The sequence below is a fragment of the Flavobacterium sp. LM4 genome (assembly GCF_002017935.1).
GTDB lineage: Bacteria > Bacteroidota > Bacteroidia > Flavobacteriales > Flavobacteriaceae > Flavobacterium > Flavobacterium chungangense.
Genome location: NZ_MUFW01000004.1, coordinates 218,072 through 237,376, shown reverse-complemented (window position 1 = coordinate 237,376; position 19,305 = coordinate 218,072). Strand labels below are relative to the sequence as shown.

Here is a 19,305-nt window from a genome sequence, read left to right as displayed (position 1 = left end):
TCTAAAGTTAGTGCCAGAATGTTGGTGGCAATTATACAGACACTCAGTAGAAAACAAGAACATAATTAATCAAATGAAACATCTAACTAAATTTATTCTAATTTATATTTTTCTTGCAAACAATTTGTCAGCGCAAACAAATTTTAATATAGAAAAAAAAATCGATTCATTATTTTCTAACTATAACTCAAAAACTGCTGGTGTTGCAGTTGGCATTGTTAAAGATGGAGAACTAATTCTTAAAAAAGGATATGGTACTGCTAACCTTGAATATGATATACCTATAACACCAAAAACTATTTTTAATGTAGGATCTGTTTCAAAGCAATTTACAACCTTTTCAATTTATTTATTGGAAAAACAGGGCAGAATCTCATTGGATGATGACATAAGAAAATATATTCCGGAATTGCCAATTTATGAAAAAACAATAACGATTAAACATTTATGTTCTCATACAAGTGGGTTAAAAGACCAGTGGGCATTGTTAACATTAGCAGGCTGGAGAATGGATGATGTCATTACTTCTGAACAAGTATTGAAAATAATCTGCTCCCAAAAAGAGTTGAATTTTGAACCTGGAAGTCAATTTAAATATAGTAATTCAGGATTTACCTTGCTAACCGAAATTGTAAAAAGAGTTTCTGGAAAAAGTTTTAGTGAGTTTGCGAAAGAAAATATTTTCAATCCACTTGGCATGGAAAATACAATCGTTTATGATGATAACGAAAAAATAGTGAAAAACAGAGCCTATTCCTACGGCAGTGAAAATGGATTATATAGCAAAAGAAACCTTAACAGTTCTTCAGTTGGACCTTCGAATGTTTATACAACCGTTGAGGATTTAAGTAAATGGACTGCAAATTTTGAAAATCCTATAGTTGGCGATATTAATTTTATTAATCATTTTAATGAAAAGTCGTCATTAGATAATGGCGAACCTGCTATTTTAGCAGTGAGCGATGGGGAAACTATTTACCATGCCAAAGGTCAATTTATGAGAAACTACAAAGGCCTTAACGTTTATAATCATACGGGAAGCGATGCTGGTTTCAAATCCTATTTGGGCCGTTTTCAGGATAATAAATTATCCATCATACTTTTGAGTAATGATGAAAATTTTATTTCATACAAAGCAGGAATGGATATTGCAGAATTTTATTTATCGGATAAATTTAAAAAGAGAGCACCGATAACCGAAATTGAAAAGAAAGCCAAAGAAAAATCAAAATATGTTTCTACGACAAATCTAAAAGACTTTGAAGGTCAATTTCAGAATACTGATTTATCATCACTTTTTTTAATAAAAGTTATTAATGGAAAGTTAACGATGACACACAATAGATTAAGTGATGTTATTCTTAATGAAGTCGAGAAAGACAAATTTACAGGAGCAATTACATTTTCTGTAGAAGTAAGTTTTCAAAGAAACAAAAAAAATGAAATAGTAGGACTAAGCATTACAAATTTTGGAGCAACAAATGTCAAATATATCAAGATAAAATAACTGCTTACAACAGCTACAATGGATTTGATCAATTGGCTTAATGGAAAGTTGATTTTGTATCTGGAATGATTTGGCAAATCCGAGAATAGAGCTTAATTTAGTACCAAACCTGCTGTAGTTCCAAAACGTCAGGCTGTGAAAAAAACTCTGAAAATTTAGAAAGTATTCGGAGGGCTACCAAATAAAAATCTCAAATACGGGATTCTCAAGAGGGTAATTTTAGTTTTTTTACAGACTGACGTTAGCCGTCATTGTACGGCAGAAAAGGGAAAAAGAACTAAAATTTAAACCAAAACGAAACTAAAATAATGTCAGAAGAAAATCAAATTGAAATACCATTGAGTAAGCAAAAATTATATTTAATGTTATTAGGCTCAATAATATTTGTTATAATCGGAACTTGGTTAGTAGTAAATCCACCTAAAAGTAATCATCAAATCTTTGGAAATCCAATGATAATTTTTATAAGCGGAATATCTGCAATTGTTTTTTTGGGTATACTACGTTTATACTTTTAAAAATAATGCCTGATAATAAACCAGGTTTAATAATTAACTCTGAAGGAATAATTGATAATTCTAGTGGAGTTTCCGCAGGAATAGTTTTGTGGAAAGATATAATCGAAATTTCTACAGCGAATGTAATGAACCAAAAATTCTTAATGTTTATTGTAAAAAATCCTGAAGAATATATAAATCGTCAAAATGGAATTGTGAAAAGAAAAGCAATGGAAATAAATTATAAAACTTATGGTTCACCAATTAGTATTTCCGCAAATACTTTAGACACAAATTTCGAAGAGTTATATAAATTGTTACAAAGAAAATTCAAAGAAAGAGCATAAAAACAACGAACGGCTACAACGGATTTGGGCAATTGGCTTAAAGGAAAAATGTTTTTGTAGTTGGGATGATTTGGCACATCATAAGAATGAGTTTATGTCGAACTTACGCAGAAAACCCAAAAAGCCATGAAAATTTTCGACTTTTTCAAAAGCAAAAAAAAGAATTTAAAACTAATCAAGGTGGAAAAGGAAAGCCCACTAATTAACACTTTGATAAATCATCACTTTTGCATAAAAGATTCAAATAATAATGAAATTCTAAAAGTTTTGAATGCTTCTTACACCGAAAAGGTATTAGTTGATAATAAATTTAATTGGAATTTTCTATTTGATGAAAAAACGAAAAATTTTGACAAACAATTTTTATTATTTGATAAAATTAATGAATGGAATTATCTACGATGGAATGTTTGGGATTTTGAAGAAACTAAAAAAATGACATTAATTCTTTCAAAAGAATTAAATACAAAAGTATATTATTTTTTTATTGACCCTTGGATTTGTACTTGTAGATGGATTATGGCAGACAAAGGCCAATTAATAGAATCATATTTTGAAAGTCACGAAAAATTTTTAAATGAAGATGGAAATTGGGAATTTGTGAATAAACCAAAAAATAAACAAAACAAACAAGAAAAAGCCGAGTTTTGGGAAGACAAATTTTGGAAGTTATACAAACGATCATGCCAACCAATTGACATAATAAATCACAGACAAAATATTTCAGCAATTAAAGGAGAACTTAAATAAAAAACAACTTTCTTAAAAAAAGGTTAAACCAAAATAAAACCACTTTGGATTTGCGAAGTATTATCGAATAGTATGAATTTGAATGAAAAAATCTTAAAGAAGTTTGTATTCTGATAAAAAAATATATTAAAACCAAATAGTTTACAGCTACTATAATGAATTTAGGCAATTTGCTTAATCAAAAGATGGTTTTGTATTTGGAATAATTTGGTAAATCCGAAAAATGGAGTTAATTTAGGCTTAAACCATCTGAATACCTGATGTTTGCGTCAATTATCCGGGTGACTACAAAAAGTAAATCTTTGATATATTACCAAATTTAAAATTATCAATATTTAACCATGACAACTACTCTTAATTGTAAAAAGTATACCCTTATGCTTTTTTTGTTTTTATCATTGCAATCAAAAGGACAAAATGTCGAATTGTTTAATCACATATCTAATGAAGTAATCACAATACCATCCAAAGTACTAAATGAGGAACGTCAAATTTACATTCATGTTCCAAAACAGGAATCCGCAAGCCCTAACAAGACTTTTCCCGTGTTGTATTTATTAGATGGGGAAAATCATTTTCATATACTTTCCGCATACATTGACTACTTAAGCTATTATGAGATAATCCCTCCAATTATAGTAGTTGGTATTATTAGTAAAGACCGTAGAAAAGACCTTACACCTACCAAAAGTACAATTGATTATTTTGGAAAAATCGACTCTACCTATAAAACAAGTGGTGGCAATGAACATTTTTTTCAATTTATGCAATCAGAGTTAATACCCTACATTGAAACAAATTATAAAGCTGGATCATACAAAATATTTGCCGGGCATTCTTTTGGTGGCATTACAACTATAAATTGTATGTTTACATATCCTGATATGTTTAATGCCTATATAGCCATTAGCCCTTCGCTTTGGTGGGATAATAAATATATATTAAAACTCGCAGAAAACAAATTGACAAAATCAGTTTATCTCAATAAAATGCTTTTTTACAGTACAGGAAACGAAGGTATTAATGAACAGAATTCATTTCATACTGATGTGTTGAAATTTGATGGTTTGATTGTAAATAGAACACTAAAAGGACTTTTATATAAGTACAAATGCTACCCGGAAGAAAGCCACATGAGTGAACCAATAGTTGCTTATTATGACGCATTGCGATTTATTTATCAGGACTGGAAACCTCCATTGAAAAAATAATAGTGGAGATTATCACTGAAAACAGTCGCTAAAAATGTAAAGAATTTTCTTTGGGCTGTCTGTTTTTAAATTAAGGAAAAAGCAAACACATTACATTAAAACGTAGTAGCATTTTATAACGAAATTCACAATTAAAGATATTATGAAAAAAAATCAAATTCTCGTTATTTTAACCCTTATTGCAACATTTGTTAGTTGTACAAAAAAAACAACTAACAAGATTGTTGAAGACAAATTAAATTTCTTGCTTGAACAGAAAAATTATTTTCAATTACAAGATGAACTATTCAAAAATTTGAATGAGTTGAGTGATGACCGGATTTTGTACTATAATGTATTCATAAATAAAGCATTTGGACAATGGGAAAAATCCAATCATGAAATTGAAATTCTTTTAAACAAACACAAACAAGCTTTAAACGACAGCTTAACCGTTAAGTTACTTGATGTTCAGGCATCCAATTACCTGTTTTTATATGAATACAAAAAGGCAACGAAAATTTACAACGATATTTTGACTACTTATAAAAAGGTTTTGGACAGTGCTGATTTAGAAAATTATAAAAACACAAAAAATTTGTTTGGGACATTTTCGGATGTAAATCAGCAGAAAATGCACAAAGCCAAAGATGTAACTTTAAAATCGTATAGAAACAAATTCAATCACCTTATGATACCGGTAAAGGTAGATACTGTCAACGAAGATTTTATTTTTGACACTGGAGCAAATTTGAGTACAATATCTGAAAGCCAGGCAAAGAAAATGAAGCTTAAATTGTTTGAACAAATTGTAGATATTGGTTCATCAACTCAGAAAGATGTTCAGTCTAAATTGGCATTAGCTGACAGTCTGTATGTAGGAGATATACTTTTTGAAAATGTGTTGTTTATTGTTATGCCTGATAGCCAATTAACATTTCCTCAAATAAATTATGCCATAAAAGGAATAATTGGTTTTCCGGTAATTAACCAATTGGGCGAAGTTTACTTACATAAAGACGGTAAGATATTTATTCCGGGAGTTGCTTCAAAAAAAACTGAACAAAATATGTTTTTTGAAGGGTTAAATCCAGTAGTTAGGCTTTTCTCTAAAAGTGACACTTTATTATTCACATTTGACACTGGTGCCAAGAATACAGAATTATCCTTTAAATACTATAAGGATCATAAATTGGATGTTGAAAAAAAAGGAATTATGCAAACAAATCAAAGGGGTGGTGCTGGCGGCAAGGTAGAAGTTAAAGAATATATGCTTTCAAACTTCCCAATTCAAATTGGACAACATAAAACAAGTTTAGATAAAATTCCTGTTACGTTGGAAGAGTACGATTTTAATAAATACTTTGACGGGAATTTAGGACAAGATGTTTTTTTAAAGTTTAATACGTTGATTATCAGTTTTAAAAATATGAATATAGACTTTAAATAAATAATGAATGTACAAAACGGTTGCTAGCAATGTAGCAAGAAATGTCTAAATATCATCATAAATTAAATTTCTACTTTTATTTTATACAAACCAATGAAATTACAATTAATACTTTTCTTTTTAATTTTTCAATATTTGGCAAGTGCTCAAAATGACCCGGAACTGTTTCCTAAAAAGGACAGAATAGCTGGAGGACTTGGCTATTTTCTTGAAGACGGAACAAATGTAGTAAAAGGTCAGTTTTGCTCAGCATCTTATAACATTGACGGCTATTATATGGTTTCCATTGCAGAACACGAAATTAGCGAGAATGGATATAAAAATGAAAATCATATACCTGGAACTGAAAAATATGGACTCCTTAACAGCAAAGGCAAATTTGTTGTCAATTTTGAAGAAAATTACAGTTCAATTGATGTATCAAATGGTATTATAGTGGTTCAAAAAAATAATTTGTACGGAGTTGTTAATGAAAAAAAAGAAATAGTAATTCCAATTGAATATGATGAATTAGACATTCAAAATCAAGAAATATTTATTGCTAAAAAAAACAATAAAACGGCTGTAATAAATTATGAAAACAAAATTATAGTTCCTTTCATCTATGATGAGATATTTAGTTTTGTAGAAAACAAAACAACACATAATTTCTTTGTAATTGTTAAGAAAGCAGATGAAATGGGAGTTATAGACAGAAACAATAAAATAATTATTCCGTTTTCAAAAAAAAATTTACAATTTATAACAGAAAAATTAATATGTATAAAAAAAGGAGGAAAATATAGTTTAGTTGATTTTAATCTAAAACCGATTATAGCAAAAGATTTTAAAACGATGTCCCAGGAAAATATAGATAATAGTGAAATTTACGCTGAGGATGAAAATTACAGCTATTATTTTACAAATAATGGAAAGGTTTTGAAGAAAGAAAAAATATCAAAAATGAAAGATTAAAAATGAAGACATTAATTTTTTTATTATTGATTTGTGTTACTTCGTTTTCACAAAGTAAAAATGAAAAAGATACTTTTACTTTTTTGGTAACAAAAGTCATTGGAGATTTAAACAAAGATAATTTAGATGATAAAGTAATAGTTACTCAAGATACTATTAATCAGGAATCCCCATATAAACTTCAAATATTTTTTGCTCAGCCAAACAGACAATTTAAATTAATTGCTGCTTCAACTAAGATAATCTCACCGCAATATCCAAACGGAAGAGATGGATACCGAACAGGAGATGGATTTGTAGATGTTACAATTAATAAAGGAATAGTTAGTGTGAATTTTGGTTTATTACGAGGACACTTTGAACATAAATTCAGGTTTCAGAACGGAAATTTTGAATTAATTGGTTTCTCTTACATATCATCGGATGGGTACGGAACAATTTACACTACTGACTTTAATCTTTCAACAGGAATAAGACTTGAGAAAACAGAAAGTTATGGTTAAGAAGAGGACAGGGTTTTGAGTAATACAAAAAAGAAAATACTCATAAGACCTTTGCCAAAAATCCAGGACGTTGAACCATTTGAAAACGAATTATACTAAAAAAAACAAATGTCTAACAGTTGGAATAATGAATTTGAGTAATGGATTTAATTGAAAGATGATTTATATTTGGATGATTTACTTCGTATGCTCGCTATCGTTTGGGTAGTAAATCCGAAGAATGGGCTTGATTTAGTATAAAACCAGTTGTAGTTCCGGAACTTTTGGAGCAGTATTTCGGCAACTAAAAAAAACACCTAAAAAAATGGCTGAAATAAAATTATATAAATCAAGCTGGAAAGGAGCAAGACTTATAGCATTGTCTTTGCCTTTTGTTATAATTGGTATTTGGATGATTTTGGAAGAACAAATAGGAACATTTGACTATATTATGGGATGGCTTTGTGTTTCGTTTTTTGGTTTAGGAATTCCATTAGGATTTTTTGTTTTATTTGATAAAAGACCACAAATAATAATTAATGAAAATGGAATTTCAGATAGAACTTTAAAACAAGGAGAGATAAAATGGGAGCAAATTATTGAAACCTATCCTATTGATATTCATAATCAAAAAATTATTTCAATAGTTGTTTGCGAAACATTTGAGTTTAAGAAAAAACAATATAAGTGGGCTGAAAAATTAAACGAATTTGTTGGTTCTCAAAAATTAAATTTAAACTTAAGTCAAATAAAAATTGATGAAATTGAACTTACCGAATTATTAAATAAAATTATAAATTCAGAAAAAAACGAAAGACAAAATCATATTAGAGTATTTTCATCAAACCAAAAAACTATTCCAAATTTTGAACTTCAAAATTATTTAGTTTATTTCATCATTTTAATTGTTTTGGTTTTGGCATCATTAAGCAATTTCAAAGCTTTTATGACTATTATAATTTTAATGGGAATAGCGGCAATAATTGCAAGATGGCATCGAGGAACAAATAATAAATCAATTTTATATAAATATGCCCGAATAATGACTTTTTTAGGCTTTATCAATATAGTTGTACTATTACTTGTGTTTAAAATTTATGATTTTACTTCTAACAAAATTGGAATTGAAATACACAACGAAATAGAAACATATAAAAGCAAATTTGGAAATTATCCAAATGACATTAAAAATATTCGTGAAAAACTAAATTTAAATCTAATTCAAAATTATATTGTTGACAAAATAGAATACGAAAAGAACGGAAATGAATATAAATTGAAATTAGAAACTTTAAATCATAATCAAAAAGAATTTGATACTGAATTAAATGAGTGGAATTAATACTGCTACAAACAGCTAATGCAACAGATTTGGGCAATTGCCTTAATGAAAAGTTGGATTTATATATGATTTGGCAAATCCGAAAAAAGGGTTTAATTTAGTCTCAAATCGCTTAAATTGGGCTAAGATTTAGTTCCTAAAGAGGATTGATTTAAGAGTCCATAAATTAATGAATTAGAATAAATAAGTAATATAATGAATATTGATAATTCACAATTAACAAGATATGAAGACAACAATAATGTGTGGTTGTCTAAAAATAACAATCAGGAATTTAATTTTATTGATTACGGGATAGTACCCACAGTTCTTAGCAGTGAAGCTGAGGTTGGCCAGGCAATGTTAAATGAACTTTACAGCACTGCAGCATCAAAAGAAGGGGATATTAATATTGCACTACTGGGTGGGATAGGTGCGCAGGAGTTACACCGTTTGCTTGGTGCGTTAGCAAAATCAACAGAACAGGATCAGCTGCTTGCCAGACTAAATGTTTTTACTCAGGATGCACTTGCTCCTTTGAGCATGAATAATGGTTTTAGCTTTGTTAGGGATTTTGAGCGTATTTTAGGTGATGCCTTTTTCAAAAAAATAAAAAGCTTTACACCAATGCGAACAGATACAGAAGATTTAGAGTTAGCGCTTATAGCATATTTGACTAAATTGGAAGATTTAGGTGGTTTGGATATTTTTTTTATTGGTCATGGTCCGGAAGAGAATCAGGCATCACACCTTGCCTATATAAAACCTTTCTCTGGAGCGCAGCCTCATCATTTCGTAGGTATAATTCCAATATCCGGAAGTATTTTGGAGCATCACATTAGCAAGTTTAAAGCTGGTGGAAGCCTTGTAAATGAAAGCGATGAAAAAGAATGTCGATCTGCTGAATATATTCTCACATTAGGTCCAGCAGTGATATTACAAGCCAAAAAGATTGTTCAGTCTGTAGTAGATGCCGATTCTGCTCCTGCTAAAATTCAAACTTATGCAAACGTGCTTAATACAGACCTGAGTTCAGATAAAGAGGAAGCTTTACTACAATTAAATACAAATCCGGGGTTATGGATAAGGTTACATCCTAATACTAAGTCTTTTGTGTTGCCTAATTTAGGTTTGTAATATAGAATGAACTTAATCTAAAAGTTTGTGAAAAGCCAATTTTAATTTGGACTCTCATTATTTTGATTCTAAAATATACAAAATTGATTATGATTTCAAACAGCTTATAATAAAGCTTTAAAATCCGAAAATAAAGTTAACAGAATTTGTCACTTATAAAATATCAAAAGAATTGACAAAAAGAATAAGGTAAATATTTGTATTACAATAATTTACCTGTCCTTAATTGAAAGTTCGGAGGTGAAATTTTCCTAATTTCATGAAATAGGGAGGTTACAGGAAATATTGATAAAATCTGTTTATGAAGAAAATTGTAAAAATTCTTAACCATAATTCTATTTTTAGCTCAACCAAATTTAACAACAAATAAAATATGAGCGAACTAATATATTTAAATGAAAAGACTTTAACGCAAAGAATTTTTACATTCGCATTATTAACTATTGGGTTTGGCTTAATCGTTGGAAATTATATATTTTATGGTTCTATTTTTATTTTTATTGGATTGTTTGTTTTCTCATCAAGAGGTTTAGAATTTAAAGTTGAAAACAATTCTTATAGAAAATTCTTAAAAATATTTGGAGTTCACATTGGAAAATGGATAAATTATCCAGAAGTAAAATTTATCACAGTTATTAAGACTAGAATATTAGACGATGATTATCCACAAAACAGAACATATTCTGAACTTATAAATGTCCGTTTATTTTTTAATCAACATCAATATTTTACAGTTTATCAGAATGGTAACAAAACTGAATGTTTGCATATAGCAGAAAAATTAAAATCAATATTAAAAATTGAAATTTTTGATGCAGCATGAATTATGATTGTTGTAACAAATTCCTTTTACAGAGATTTATCAAATTATTACGTTCAGGATCGAACTCAAAACAGTAAAGGTGAGACGTAGAAATTATTGCTAATCCTATTCCCGGTTTAAATATAGTTAATGAAAACAAATATACAAACGCTTCTATAGCATTAGAAGGAAAGTCTCTTACAGCTAGTCCAAAAAATGCAGCAAATATCTGGGCGAGTTATACAATTACCGAAGGAAAGAGCAAAGGACTTGGTTTAGGTGTCGGAGGAAATTACGTAAGCGATTCTTGGTTTGAAACATCAAATACATTTGTTCTTCCTTCTTATACGTTGTTAAACGCTGCATTGTTTTATGATCAGCCTAAATACAGAATCTCTTTGAAAGGAAATAATCTCCTAAATGAAAGATATTGGAATGCAACTGGAATGCCTCAAAAACCTGTAAACATATTAGCAGGTATTACATTTAAATTTTAATTCTAAAATAATAATTAGTATAAAAAAAAAACAGTAGCGAAATCAGATTTGCTACTGTTTTTTTATTTGAATAGATTTTAAACCAACTCTTTTTTCAAAAACTTAGCCGTATAGCTTTTTTTGTTCTGAGCGACTTCTTCAGGAGTTCCTTTTGCAACCAATTGTCCGCCGCCTTTTCCGCCTTCAGGACCAATATCGATAATATAATCAGCTAGTTTGATGACATCCATGTTATGTTCGATTACCAGAATTGTATTTCCTTTGTCAACGAGTTTATTAATCACATCCATTAAAACACGAATATCTTCAAAGTGCAATCCAGTTGTAGGTTCGTCTAAGATATAAAACGTGTTTCCGGTATCTTTTTTAGACAATTCTCCGGCTAGTTTAATACGTTGTGCTTCACCACCAGAAAGTGTTGTACTTTGCTGACCAAGTGTAATATAACCTAAACCAACATCCTGAATCGTTTTCACCTTGCGATAAATCTTCGGAATGTTTTCAAAAAACGGAACTGCTTCGTCAACCGTCATATTTAATACATCCGAAATTGATTTTCCTTTGTACCGAATCTCTAAAGTTTCTCTGTTAAAACGTTTTCCCTGACAAGTTTCGCATTCTACATATACATCCGGTAGAAAGTTCATTTCGATGGTTCGTACGCCTGAGCCTTCACAGGTTTCACAGCGCCCACCTTTTACATTGAAACTAAAACGTCCGGCTTTATAACCACGAATCATACTTTCTGAAGTCATTGTAAACAGATTTCTGATTTCGGTAAAAACTTCAGTATAAGTCGCCGGATTTGAACGCGGTGTTCTTCCAATTGGACTTTGGTCAATATCAATTACTTTGTCGATATATTCTAATCCTTCTATTTTTTTATAAGGTTGTGGTTTTTTTACACCGTTAAAGTAATAAGCATTTAGAATCGGGTAGAGGGTTTCGTTAATTAAAGTCGATTTACCACTTCCCGAAACTCCGGTTACACAAATTAATTGACCTAAAGGTATTTCTATAGAAACATTTTTAAGATTATTTCCGGTTGCTCCGGTTAGTTTTAAAAACTTTCCATTTCCTTTTCTTCGTTCTTTAGGAATCTCAAGTTTCATCGTACCGTTCAAATATTGAGCAGTAATAGTATTCGATTTCAAAGTTTCAGCAGGTGTACCAATACTGATAATTTCTCCTCCGTATTTTCCTGCTTTCGGACCAATATCAATTACATAATCGGCGGTTTCGATCATGTCTTTATCGTGTTCTACCACAATTACCGAATTACCGATATCACGTAATTGCTCCAGTGATTTAATCAACTTTTCATTATCTCTTTGGTGTAAACCAATACTTGGCTCATCCAAAATATACAAAACACCAACCAATTGCGAACCAATTTGTGTTGCCAGACGAATGCGTTGTGCTTCTCCGCCAGAAAGTGATTTTGAGCTTCGGCTTAAAGCCAGATAATTCAAACCTACATTCATCAAAAAATTCAAACGGTCTTTGATTTCTTTTACCACTTCAGATGCAATCAAAAGCTGTTTGTCTGATAAATGAATATTTAAATCCTGAAACCAGGCCGTTAAATCAGATATGTCCATATCACACAATTCAGTGATGTTTTTTCCATTTACTCTAAAAAACTGAGCCTCTTTTTTTAATCGTGAACCATCACAAACAGGGCAGTTTACTTCGTCCATGAAATCTTTTGCCCAGCGTTTTATCGTTGTAGAGGCACTTTCGTCATATTGATTTTTGATGAAATGAGAAATTCCTTCAAAATCAATTTTATAATCGCGAGTAACACCCAAATCTTTTGAGTTTACAATGAATTTATCTTTTCCGCCATGCAAAATCATAGTCATGGCTTCTTCCGGAATTTTTTCGATTGGATCAGTTATTTTAAAACCGAACTTCTCACCAATAACTTCTAATTGTTTAAAAATCCAGGACGATTTATATTCACCAAGTGGAGCAAAACCGCCACTTTTAATTGATAATTTCGGATTAGGGATAATCTTTTTAATATTGATTTCATGAACTGTTCCTAATCCGTTACAATGCGGGCAAGCACCTTTAGGCGAGTTAAATGAAAATAAATTCGGTTCAGGATTTTGATAAGATATTCCTGTTGAAGGACACATCAAATTCCTACTGAAATAACGTACTTCATTAGAGTCCTGATCTAAAATCATCAATACATTTTCACCGTGATGCATGGCTGTATTGATACTTTCAGATAAACGCTTTTGATTATCCTCAGTATTTTCAATCAACATTCTGTCAACTACAATTTCAATATCGTGGGTTTTATAACGATCTAGTTTCATTCCGGATACCAAATCCTGAATTTCACCATTTACACGAACTTTTAGAAAGCCTTGTTTAGTGATTTGCTGGAATAACTCGGCATAATGTCCTTTTCTGGCACGAATGATTGGGGCGAGAATATTAATACGTTTTCCGCTAAAATCCTGCATAATCAAATCCTTAATTTGTTCATCAGAATAAGAAACCATTTTTTCGCCTGTGTTGTAACTGTAAGCATCAGCACCTCGCGCATATAAAAGTCTAAGAAAATCATATATTTCAGTAATAGTTCCAACAGTCGAACGCGGACTTTTACTGGTTGTTTTTTGTTCTATAGCAATAACTGGTGAAAGCCCATCAATTTTATCTACATCAGGGCGCTCTAAACCACCAAGGAATTGTCTGGCATACGCCGAAAAAGTTTCTACATAACGACGTTGTCCTTCGGCATAAATAGTATCAAATGCCAAAGATGATTTTCCCGAACCAGAAAGCCCTGTAATTACTACAAGTTTTTCTCTGGGAATTGAAATGTCTATATTTTTTAGATTATGAACTCTTGCACCAAGAACTTCAATAGTATTGTCTTTATCTAGCATAAATTTGAGCAAAACGCAAAGTTACCACTTTGATTTGTTCTTTTGTAGCTAGAGTATAGAAGTTTATGTTAAAAATTGTAACAAAAAAACGCCAGTTTTAGCTAGCGTTTTCTTTTTCTGGTAGACATATATTCTTCAATAGCTTCTTTGGTTGTATACCAATTTCTACCTTCTTTATAAGCATCTATTTTTCCGGTTCGGGCTAATAAACTAACATATTCCTGGCCGTAAGGAGTTTCTGGTTCACTTACAATATCAGAGATTTTTTGATAATCATAATCACTGCCGGGCATTGCACTCAAATAAATATTCAAAGTTCGTTCTAAAGCCTGACACATCAAAAGCGTTAATTTTTGATAATTACCATTATTAGCTTGATTGAGAGCTTCATAATATTTTTTTCTGTCATTTTTAAGAATAATGGCTGGAGGGAAACCACAACGCATTAATAACAAATTCATACTCAAACGAACAGTTCGGCCATTTCCATCAAAGAAAGGATGAATCCAAACTAATTTGTGATGGTAAATTGTAGCCAGTTCAATATCGTTTAAGTTTAATGGATTTGTATTGATAAAATCAATTAATTCATCCAGATAATCTGAAACTTTATTAGCATTTGGAGGCATAAAATTAGCACCTGAAATTCGAACACCTCCATTACGTAATCGTCCTGCGAAATCATCTTCAATAGAGCGCAAAACTAATCCGTGAATGGAAAGAATATCGATGCTTCGAAGTTTGTAACTGTCATCTACAATCGAATATAAATAGTCAATTGCTTTATCATGATTGTGAGTTTCAAAATGTTCCTGAAGCGATTTACCTTTTATAGTGATTCCTTCCTGAATTACCATTTGGGTTTCCCTTAAACTCATTGTATTTCCTTCTATGCTATTCGAATTGTAAGTCCATTCTAAGGATAAGCTTTCACGAATCTTATTTAAGGCAATATTTGGCAGTGGCCTGCTATTTTGCAAATCCAGCCTTTTTTGATACAATCGATCAAATGTTGATTGAAATTCAGTTCTATATGTTAAGTCTATATTCCACATTACACAACAAATGTACTTCTTAATATCGGATAAAAAAAAATATAAGCATATCCGATACTACTTACTCAATTGTCATAGACCGAAGTTTTGTTCTATAGGCCTCAAGTGCTATAGATTTAGAAATAAAGCCGTAGTATTTATTATTTCGTATTACGGGAAGAAATGCGGATTTGGATTTTTCAAATTTGCTCATTACAATTTCCATACTGTCAAACGAATAAATGATAGCAAAAGGTGTTTTCATTACATCTTTTATTTGAGTGTATTTTACCCTGTAAGAGTTAAATATAATCTCTCGGATATCATTAAAATGTACAATACCAAGGAGATCTTTTTCATTATTTACAACAGCAAAAACAACCTGATTGGAATGTGAGATAAGATCAACCAGCTTACTTAAGTTATCATCAGGGTGAACGGTTAAATAATCGCACTGAATTATCGTTTCAATATCTAAAGTTGAAAGGATATTAGAGTCTTTATTACTTGTAAAAGCGTGACCTTTTTTGGCAAGATTTTTTACATCAAGGGAATATCTTTCAAAACGTTTCGAAATCGCGAAACTTATAGATGAGACAATCATTAGTGGAATCATTAAACTGTAACCACCTGTTATTTCTGCAATTAAAAAAATTGCTGTCAGAGGAGCATGAAACAGTCCACTCAAAATACCTGCCATTCCAACCATGGTAAAATTAGTAATAGGCAGTTTTGATAAACCAATAAGAGTAATAAATTTTGAAAAGAAATAACCTAAATATGAACCTAAAAACAAAGACGGTGCAAAATTTCCTCCATTCCCGCCACTTCCAATTGTAAGACCCGAAGCAAATACTTTGATCATCATCGTGCATCCTACAAAAAGAAGCAAAATCCATTGGTTGTTTCTAAAATCTCCAAACAAAGTATTGTCTAATAGTTTACCCGGATCAGTTTCTGATAAAGTCCTGATACTTTCGTAACCTTCTCCAAAAAGGGTAGGGAAAACAAAAATCAGTAATGCCAAAAGCGATGAGCCAAATAAAGCCTTTTTATAAGGATTCATTTTTAATTTTGAAAAATAATGTTCGACTCTTTGAAAATTTCTTGCGTAATAAACCGCCATAAACCCAGTCAATACGCCTAAAAGCACATAAAAAGGAATATTATGATAATTAAAAACTTCTTGTTTTTTAAAAGATAATAAGATGGTTTCATCTAATACAATTGCAGAAACCAAAGCACCTGTAGCCGCAGAAATCATAATAGGAGTGAAGGCAGAAATACTTACATCAACCAGTAAAACTTCAATAGCAAAAAGAACACCGGCAATAGGAGCGTTAAAAGCTGCTGAAATTCCTGCTGCTACGCCACAGCCAATAAGTAAAGTTCTGTCTTTATAAGGTAATTTATAGTTTTGTGCGAAATTCGATCCAAACGCTGCTCCTGTAATTACAATTGGACTTTCAAGACCGGCAGAACCTCCTAAACCAACAGTTAATGAGCTCGTAACGATTTGAGCATACATTTGTTTCTTAGGAATGATACTCGCTTTTTTAGCAACAGCATATAATATTTGAGAAGTTCCTTTTTCAATGCTTCCGTTTAATATTCTATTTACAACGAACACGGTTAGTACAATACCAATAATTGGCAAAATACTGGTTATAAAACTCCATTTTAAAATTCCGGTGATATAATTGGCAAAAGAAAAAACACTATGGGCAAAAGTTTTTAAAACGATTACTGCCAATGAACAAGATATGCCTATTAAAACGCTTGATAAAAAAATAAACTGCTTTGGTGTCATTAAAGATTGCGCCAAAGCAATAATGCTTTCTAGTCTTCTGAAATATTTTTTTAGCATTTGGGTTTGAAAAAAAAAATTAGGGGGATATTGCAAATTTAGCCTTTAACATTCAAATTTGTATAATTTTTACTAAAAATCTATTCAATTTAAAAACCAACCGCTGTATCGTCTCCACGAAAATCTGCTCCTGCTTCCAAACTTTTGTTTGGCAGGACCAAAATAGCGTCAACTTTACCAATTACAGGAGTTGTTTTTTCGCTGATTAAATATCCTTTTGCCTTAAGTGTGTCAATTGTGCTATTATCAAAAGTATTGGGCTCAAAAGTAACGAGATCGGGTAACCATTGATGGTGAAAACGAGGTGCATTTACAGCATCCTGCATACTAAATTTATATTCGTAGACATTTAGAATAGTTTGCAAAACAGATGTTATTATTGTTGAACCGCCGGGAGTTCCTACTACCATAAAAAGTTTTCCGTCTTTTTCTACAATTGTTGGTGTCATCGAACTTAACATACGTTTTTGTGGTGCAATACTATTAGCTTCGTTTCCAATTAATCCAAACATATTTGGAGATCCCGGTTTGGCACTAAAATCATCCATTTCATTGTTTAAAAAGAAACCTAACTCATCACAATAATATTTGGATCCATAACCATCATTTAAGGTTGTGGTCGCCGCAATTGCATTTCCAAATTTATCTACAATAGAATAATGTGTAGTTTCGGTACTTTCATTATACGTTACATTTCCTTCTTTTATTTCTGAGGATAAACTGGCTTTGTCGACATTAAAAGTTGACATTCTATCTTTTAAATAATCTTCAGAAAGTAATGCTTTTACAGGAATTTTTACAAAATCCGGATCACCTAAAAACTGGCTTCTGTCTGCGTAAGCTCTTCTTTCAGCCTCAACAATTACCTGAATAGCTTCTGCCGAATTATGTCCCATTTTTGCTAAATCATAAGGAGTAATCATCTTCATGATTTGTGCCAGACAGATTCCGCCGCTGCTTGGCGGAGACATGGATGTGATTTTTAAATCTTTATAAGTAAATTGAAGTGGTTTTCTCCATTTAGCTTCATATTTTTCTAAATCTTCAAGCGTAATGATTCCGCCATTTTTCTGAAGATAATCAACTAAAATTTTTGCTGTTTCTCCTTTGTAAAATTCATTTCTTCCGTTCTTTGCAATTCGTTTTAAAGTATTGGCGAGAGCAGGATATTTAATAGTGTCTTTTTCTTTAAAATTAGCAGCTAAAAGTGTGGTTTCGCCATTTACTTTTACAATGGCATCGCGATAATCGTTCAGGTTTTTTTCTTGTTTTTGAGTTACTACAACTCCTCTTTCGGCTAAAGCAATAACAGGTTTTAAAATTTCAGACATTCGCATTGAACCGTATTTTTTATGAACAGCAAAAACTCCGGCTACTGTTCCGGGAATACCAATTGACAAAGCAGTTTCGGTACTTTTTCCTTTTATGACATTTCCATCTTTATCTAAAAACATATCTTTTGAAGCTGCCAAAGGGGCTTTTTCGCGATAATCTAACGATCCAACTTCGCCATTCGCTTTTCGGTATACCATGAAACCTCCACCACCAATATTGCCTGCAAACGGAAAAGACACTGCTAGAGCTAATTCAGTTCCAACCATTGCATCAAAAGCATTTCCGCCTTTTTTCATAATTTCAACGCCTATTTTTGAGGCTTCTTCTCTTGCCGAAACCACCATAGCTTTTGAAGCGACTAATCCAGTTTGATTAACGTTTTCTTGTGCAAAACTAATAGAGAAAATGAAATAGCATAAAAATGTAATTTTTTTCATAAAGTAAAAATTTTTGATTTTTATAACGAAAGTAATTTTTGTTTGGCCTGATTTTGAATGTCCTCAAAGAAAGTAGTGAATTCTTTTTCAAATTCAGTGTAAAATTCGTTTAGTTCTTCGCTTGCAAACTGCATTTTTGATAAATTTTTTGATCGCCGGTCCATTTGAGTTAAAATCTGGTGAATTCCTTCGACTGTTCTGTAACTTAAAAGCCAATTTCTTTCAATCATATAGGGCATTAAACCCTTTGTCTTTTCAGTAAGAATAGAATAATTATCATGTAATGAATTATAAAAACGATTGATAAAATCTTCTAGTTTTTCATCGGAATATTTTGACCAGTTTTTAGCTAAAAAATGATCGTAAACAATATCCACAATTACACCAGCATAATGATGGTATTTTTCGTGTAATCGTTTAGTACTTTGCCTGAAAACATGGTGAGAATCAGTGTATGTGTCTATAAAACGATGTAAAATAATTCCTTTTTGTACATCATCGGGAAAATGCTCAAATTGTTTTCCGCGTATACCATCAGCCATAAAATTACCAATTTTGATTAGATCATTTTCACCTGAAAGGTATATATGTGCAAGGAAGTTCATCGTTTGAATATATTAAGATTCTGGTGCTGTAACATGCTAAAAATTGCTATTGTAAATGTATTAAAAACTTTTTAAAACATTTTTGTTAAAAAAGCTAGCTGTTTATCTATAAATATTTAACGATTATTTTAAAATCTTAGTGTTTGAACATCTCAGTAACTCAGCAACTTTTTTATATTTGTAA

At 31.0% G+C, this 19,305-nt stretch carries 17 protein-coding genes; 12 read left to right on the top strand and 5 right to left on the bottom strand.

Annotation, left to right across the window (positions count from 1 at the left end; all coding sequences use genetic code 11):
* Nucleotides 1-73: 73 nt before the first annotated feature.
* The 12 genes from BXU10_RS20910 (at nt 74) to BXU10_RS25815 (ending at nt 10,934) form a co-directional block, all read left to right on the top strand.
* Nucleotides 74-1,507 (top strand): serine hydrolase, encoded by a 1,434-nt coding sequence (locus BXU10_RS20910; RefSeq protein WP_123922072.1) that lies wholly within the window; start codon nt 74-76, stop codon nt 1,505-1,507.
* Between the two features lie 308 nt (nt 1,508-1,815).
* On the top strand, nt 1,816-2,025 hold the full coding sequence (locus tag BXU10_RS25365) for a hypothetical protein (RefSeq protein ID WP_223255517.1): 210 nt from the start codon (nt 1,816-1,818) through the stop codon (nt 2,023-2,025).
* A gap of 5 nt (nt 2,026-2,030) precedes the next feature.
* Entirely contained in the window at nt 2,031-2,351 is a 321-nt protein-coding gene (locus tag BXU10_RS25360) for an STM3941 family protein (RefSeq protein WP_223255516.1), read from the top strand.
* Nucleotides 2,352-2,531: 180 nt separating this feature from the next.
* Entirely contained in the window at nt 2,532-3,101 is a 570-nt protein-coding gene (locus tag BXU10_RS20900) for a hypothetical protein (protein ID WP_123922070.1), read from the top strand.
* 341 nt (nt 3,102-3,442) lie between these two features.
* Nucleotides 3,443-4,312 carry an alpha/beta hydrolase gene (locus BXU10_RS20895; RefSeq protein WP_078229431.1) on the top strand — a complete coding sequence of 290 codons (870 nt, stop codon included), beginning with the start codon at nt 3,443-3,445 and terminating at the stop codon, nt 4,310-4,312.
* Nucleotides 4,313-4,454: 142 nt separating this feature from the next.
* Entirely contained in the window at nt 4,455-5,741 is a 1,287-nt protein-coding gene (locus BXU10_RS20890) for a retropepsin-like aspartic protease (protein ID WP_078229430.1), read from the top strand.
* Nucleotides 5,742-5,834: 93 nt separating this feature from the next.
* Nucleotides 5,835-6,695, top strand: coding sequence for a WG repeat-containing protein (locus BXU10_RS20885; RefSeq protein WP_078229429.1), 861 nt, complete (start codon nt 5,835-5,837; stop codon nt 6,693-6,695).
* 2 nt (nt 6,696-6,697) lie between these two features.
* On the top strand, nt 6,698-7,198 hold the full coding sequence (locus BXU10_RS20880; RefSeq protein WP_078229428.1) for a hypothetical protein: 501 nt from the start codon (nt 6,698-6,700) through the stop codon (nt 7,196-7,198).
* Between the two features lie 304 nt (nt 7,199-7,502).
* Nucleotides 7,503-8,519: an STM3941 family protein gene (locus BXU10_RS20875; protein WP_078229427.1), complete on the top strand. Its 1,017-nt coding sequence runs from the start codon at nt 7,503-7,505 to the stop codon at nt 8,517-8,519.
* A gap of 195 nt (nt 8,520-8,714) precedes the next feature.
* On the top strand, nt 8,715-9,635 hold the full coding sequence (locus BXU10_RS20870) for a hypothetical protein (RefSeq protein WP_078229426.1): 921 nt from the start codon (nt 8,715-8,717) through the stop codon (nt 9,633-9,635).
* 373 nt (nt 9,636-10,008) lie between these two features.
* Entirely contained in the window at nt 10,009-10,458 is a 450-nt protein-coding gene (locus tag BXU10_RS20865; protein WP_078229425.1) for a hypothetical protein, read from the top strand.
* Nucleotides 10,459-10,550: 92 nt separating this feature from the next.
* A complete protein-coding gene (locus BXU10_RS25815; RefSeq protein ID WP_078229424.1) occupies nt 10,551-10,934 on the top strand; it encodes a TonB-dependent receptor domain-containing protein in 384 nt (127 codons plus the stop codon).
* A 77-nt stretch (nt 10,935-11,011) separates the two neighbouring features.
* Here the strand turns inward: BXU10_RS25815 and uvrA are convergent, their stop codons facing one another.
* The 5 genes from uvrA to BXU10_RS20835 all read right to left on the bottom strand — a co-directional run bounded on the left by uvrA (nt 11,012) and on the right by BXU10_RS20835 (nt 19,121).
* A complete protein-coding gene (gene uvrA / locus BXU10_RS20855; protein ID WP_078229423.1) occupies nt 11,012-13,843 on the bottom strand; it encodes an excinuclease ABC subunit UvrA in 2,832 nt (943 codons plus the stop codon).
* A 101-nt stretch (nt 13,844-13,944) separates the two neighbouring features.
* Nucleotides 13,945-14,898 (bottom strand): Fic family protein, encoded by a 954-nt coding sequence (locus BXU10_RS20850; protein WP_078229422.1) that lies wholly within the window; start codon nt 14,896-14,898, stop codon nt 13,945-13,947.
* A 61-nt stretch (nt 14,899-14,959) separates the two neighbouring features.
* Nucleotides 14,960-16,744, bottom strand: coding sequence for a chloride channel protein (locus BXU10_RS20845; RefSeq protein ID WP_078229421.1), 1,785 nt, complete (start codon nt 16,742-16,744; stop codon nt 14,960-14,962).
* Between the two features lie 89 nt (nt 16,745-16,833).
* A complete protein-coding gene (gene ggt, locus BXU10_RS20840; protein ID WP_078229420.1) occupies nt 16,834-18,516 on the bottom strand; it encodes a gamma-glutamyltransferase in 1,683 nt (560 codons plus the stop codon).
* Between the two features lie 20 nt (nt 18,517-18,536).
* Entirely contained in the window at nt 18,537-19,121 is a 585-nt protein-coding gene (locus tag BXU10_RS20835) for an ACP phosphodiesterase (protein WP_078229419.1), read from the bottom strand.
* Between the last annotated feature and the right edge of the window lie 184 nt (nt 19,122-19,305).

Bases quoted from the DNA above. Each gene is read 5' to 3' on its own strand.
- BXU10_RS20910 (WP_123922072.1), top strand. From the start codon at position 74: ATGAAACATCTAACTAAATTTATTCTAATTTATATTTTTCTTGCAAAC.
- BXU10_RS25365 (WP_223255517.1), top strand. From the start codon at position 1,816: ATGTCAGAAGAAAATCAAATTGAAATACCATTGAGTAAGCAAAAATTA.
- BXU10_RS25360 (WP_223255516.1), top strand. From the start codon at position 2,031: ATGCCTGATAATAAACCAGGTTTAATAATTAACTCTGAAGGAATAATT.
- BXU10_RS20895 (WP_078229431.1), top strand. From the start codon at position 3,443: ATGACAACTACTCTTAATTGTAAAAAGTATACCCTTATGCTTTTTTTG.
- BXU10_RS20890 (WP_078229430.1), top strand. From the start codon at position 4,455: ATGAAAAAAAATCAAATTCTCGTTATTTTAACCCTTATTGCAACATTT.
- BXU10_RS20885 (WP_078229429.1), top strand. From the start codon at position 5,835: ATGAAATTACAATTAATACTTTTCTTTTTAATTTTTCAATATTTGGCA.
- BXU10_RS20880 (WP_078229428.1), top strand. From the start codon at position 6,698: ATGAAGACATTAATTTTTTTATTATTGATTTGTGTTACTTCGTTTTCA.
- BXU10_RS20875 (WP_078229427.1), top strand. From the start codon at position 7,503: ATGGCTGAAATAAAATTATATAAATCAAGCTGGAAAGGAGCAAGACTT.
- BXU10_RS20870 (WP_078229426.1), top strand. From the start codon at position 8,715: ATGAATATTGATAATTCACAATTAACAAGATATGAAGACAACAATAAT.
- BXU10_RS20865 (WP_078229425.1), top strand. From the start codon at position 10,009: ATGAGCGAACTAATATATTTAAATGAAAAGACTTTAACGCAAAGAATT.
- uvrA (WP_078229423.1), bottom strand. From the start codon at position 13,843: ATGCTAGATAAAGACAATACTATTGAAGTTCTTGGTGCAAGAGTTCAT.
- BXU10_RS20850 (WP_078229422.1), bottom strand. From the start codon at position 14,898: ATGTGGAATATAGACTTAACATATAGAACTGAATTTCAATCAACATTT.
- BXU10_RS20845 (WP_078229421.1), bottom strand. From the start codon at position 16,744: ATGCTAAAAAAATATTTCAGAAGACTAGAAAGCATTATTGCTTTGGCG.
- ggt (WP_078229420.1), bottom strand. From the start codon at position 18,516: ATGAAAAAAATTACATTTTTATGCTATTTCATTTTCTCTATTAGTTTT.
- BXU10_RS20835 (WP_078229419.1), bottom strand. From the start codon at position 19,121: ATGAACTTCCTTGCACATATATACCTTTCAGGTGAAAATGATCTAATC.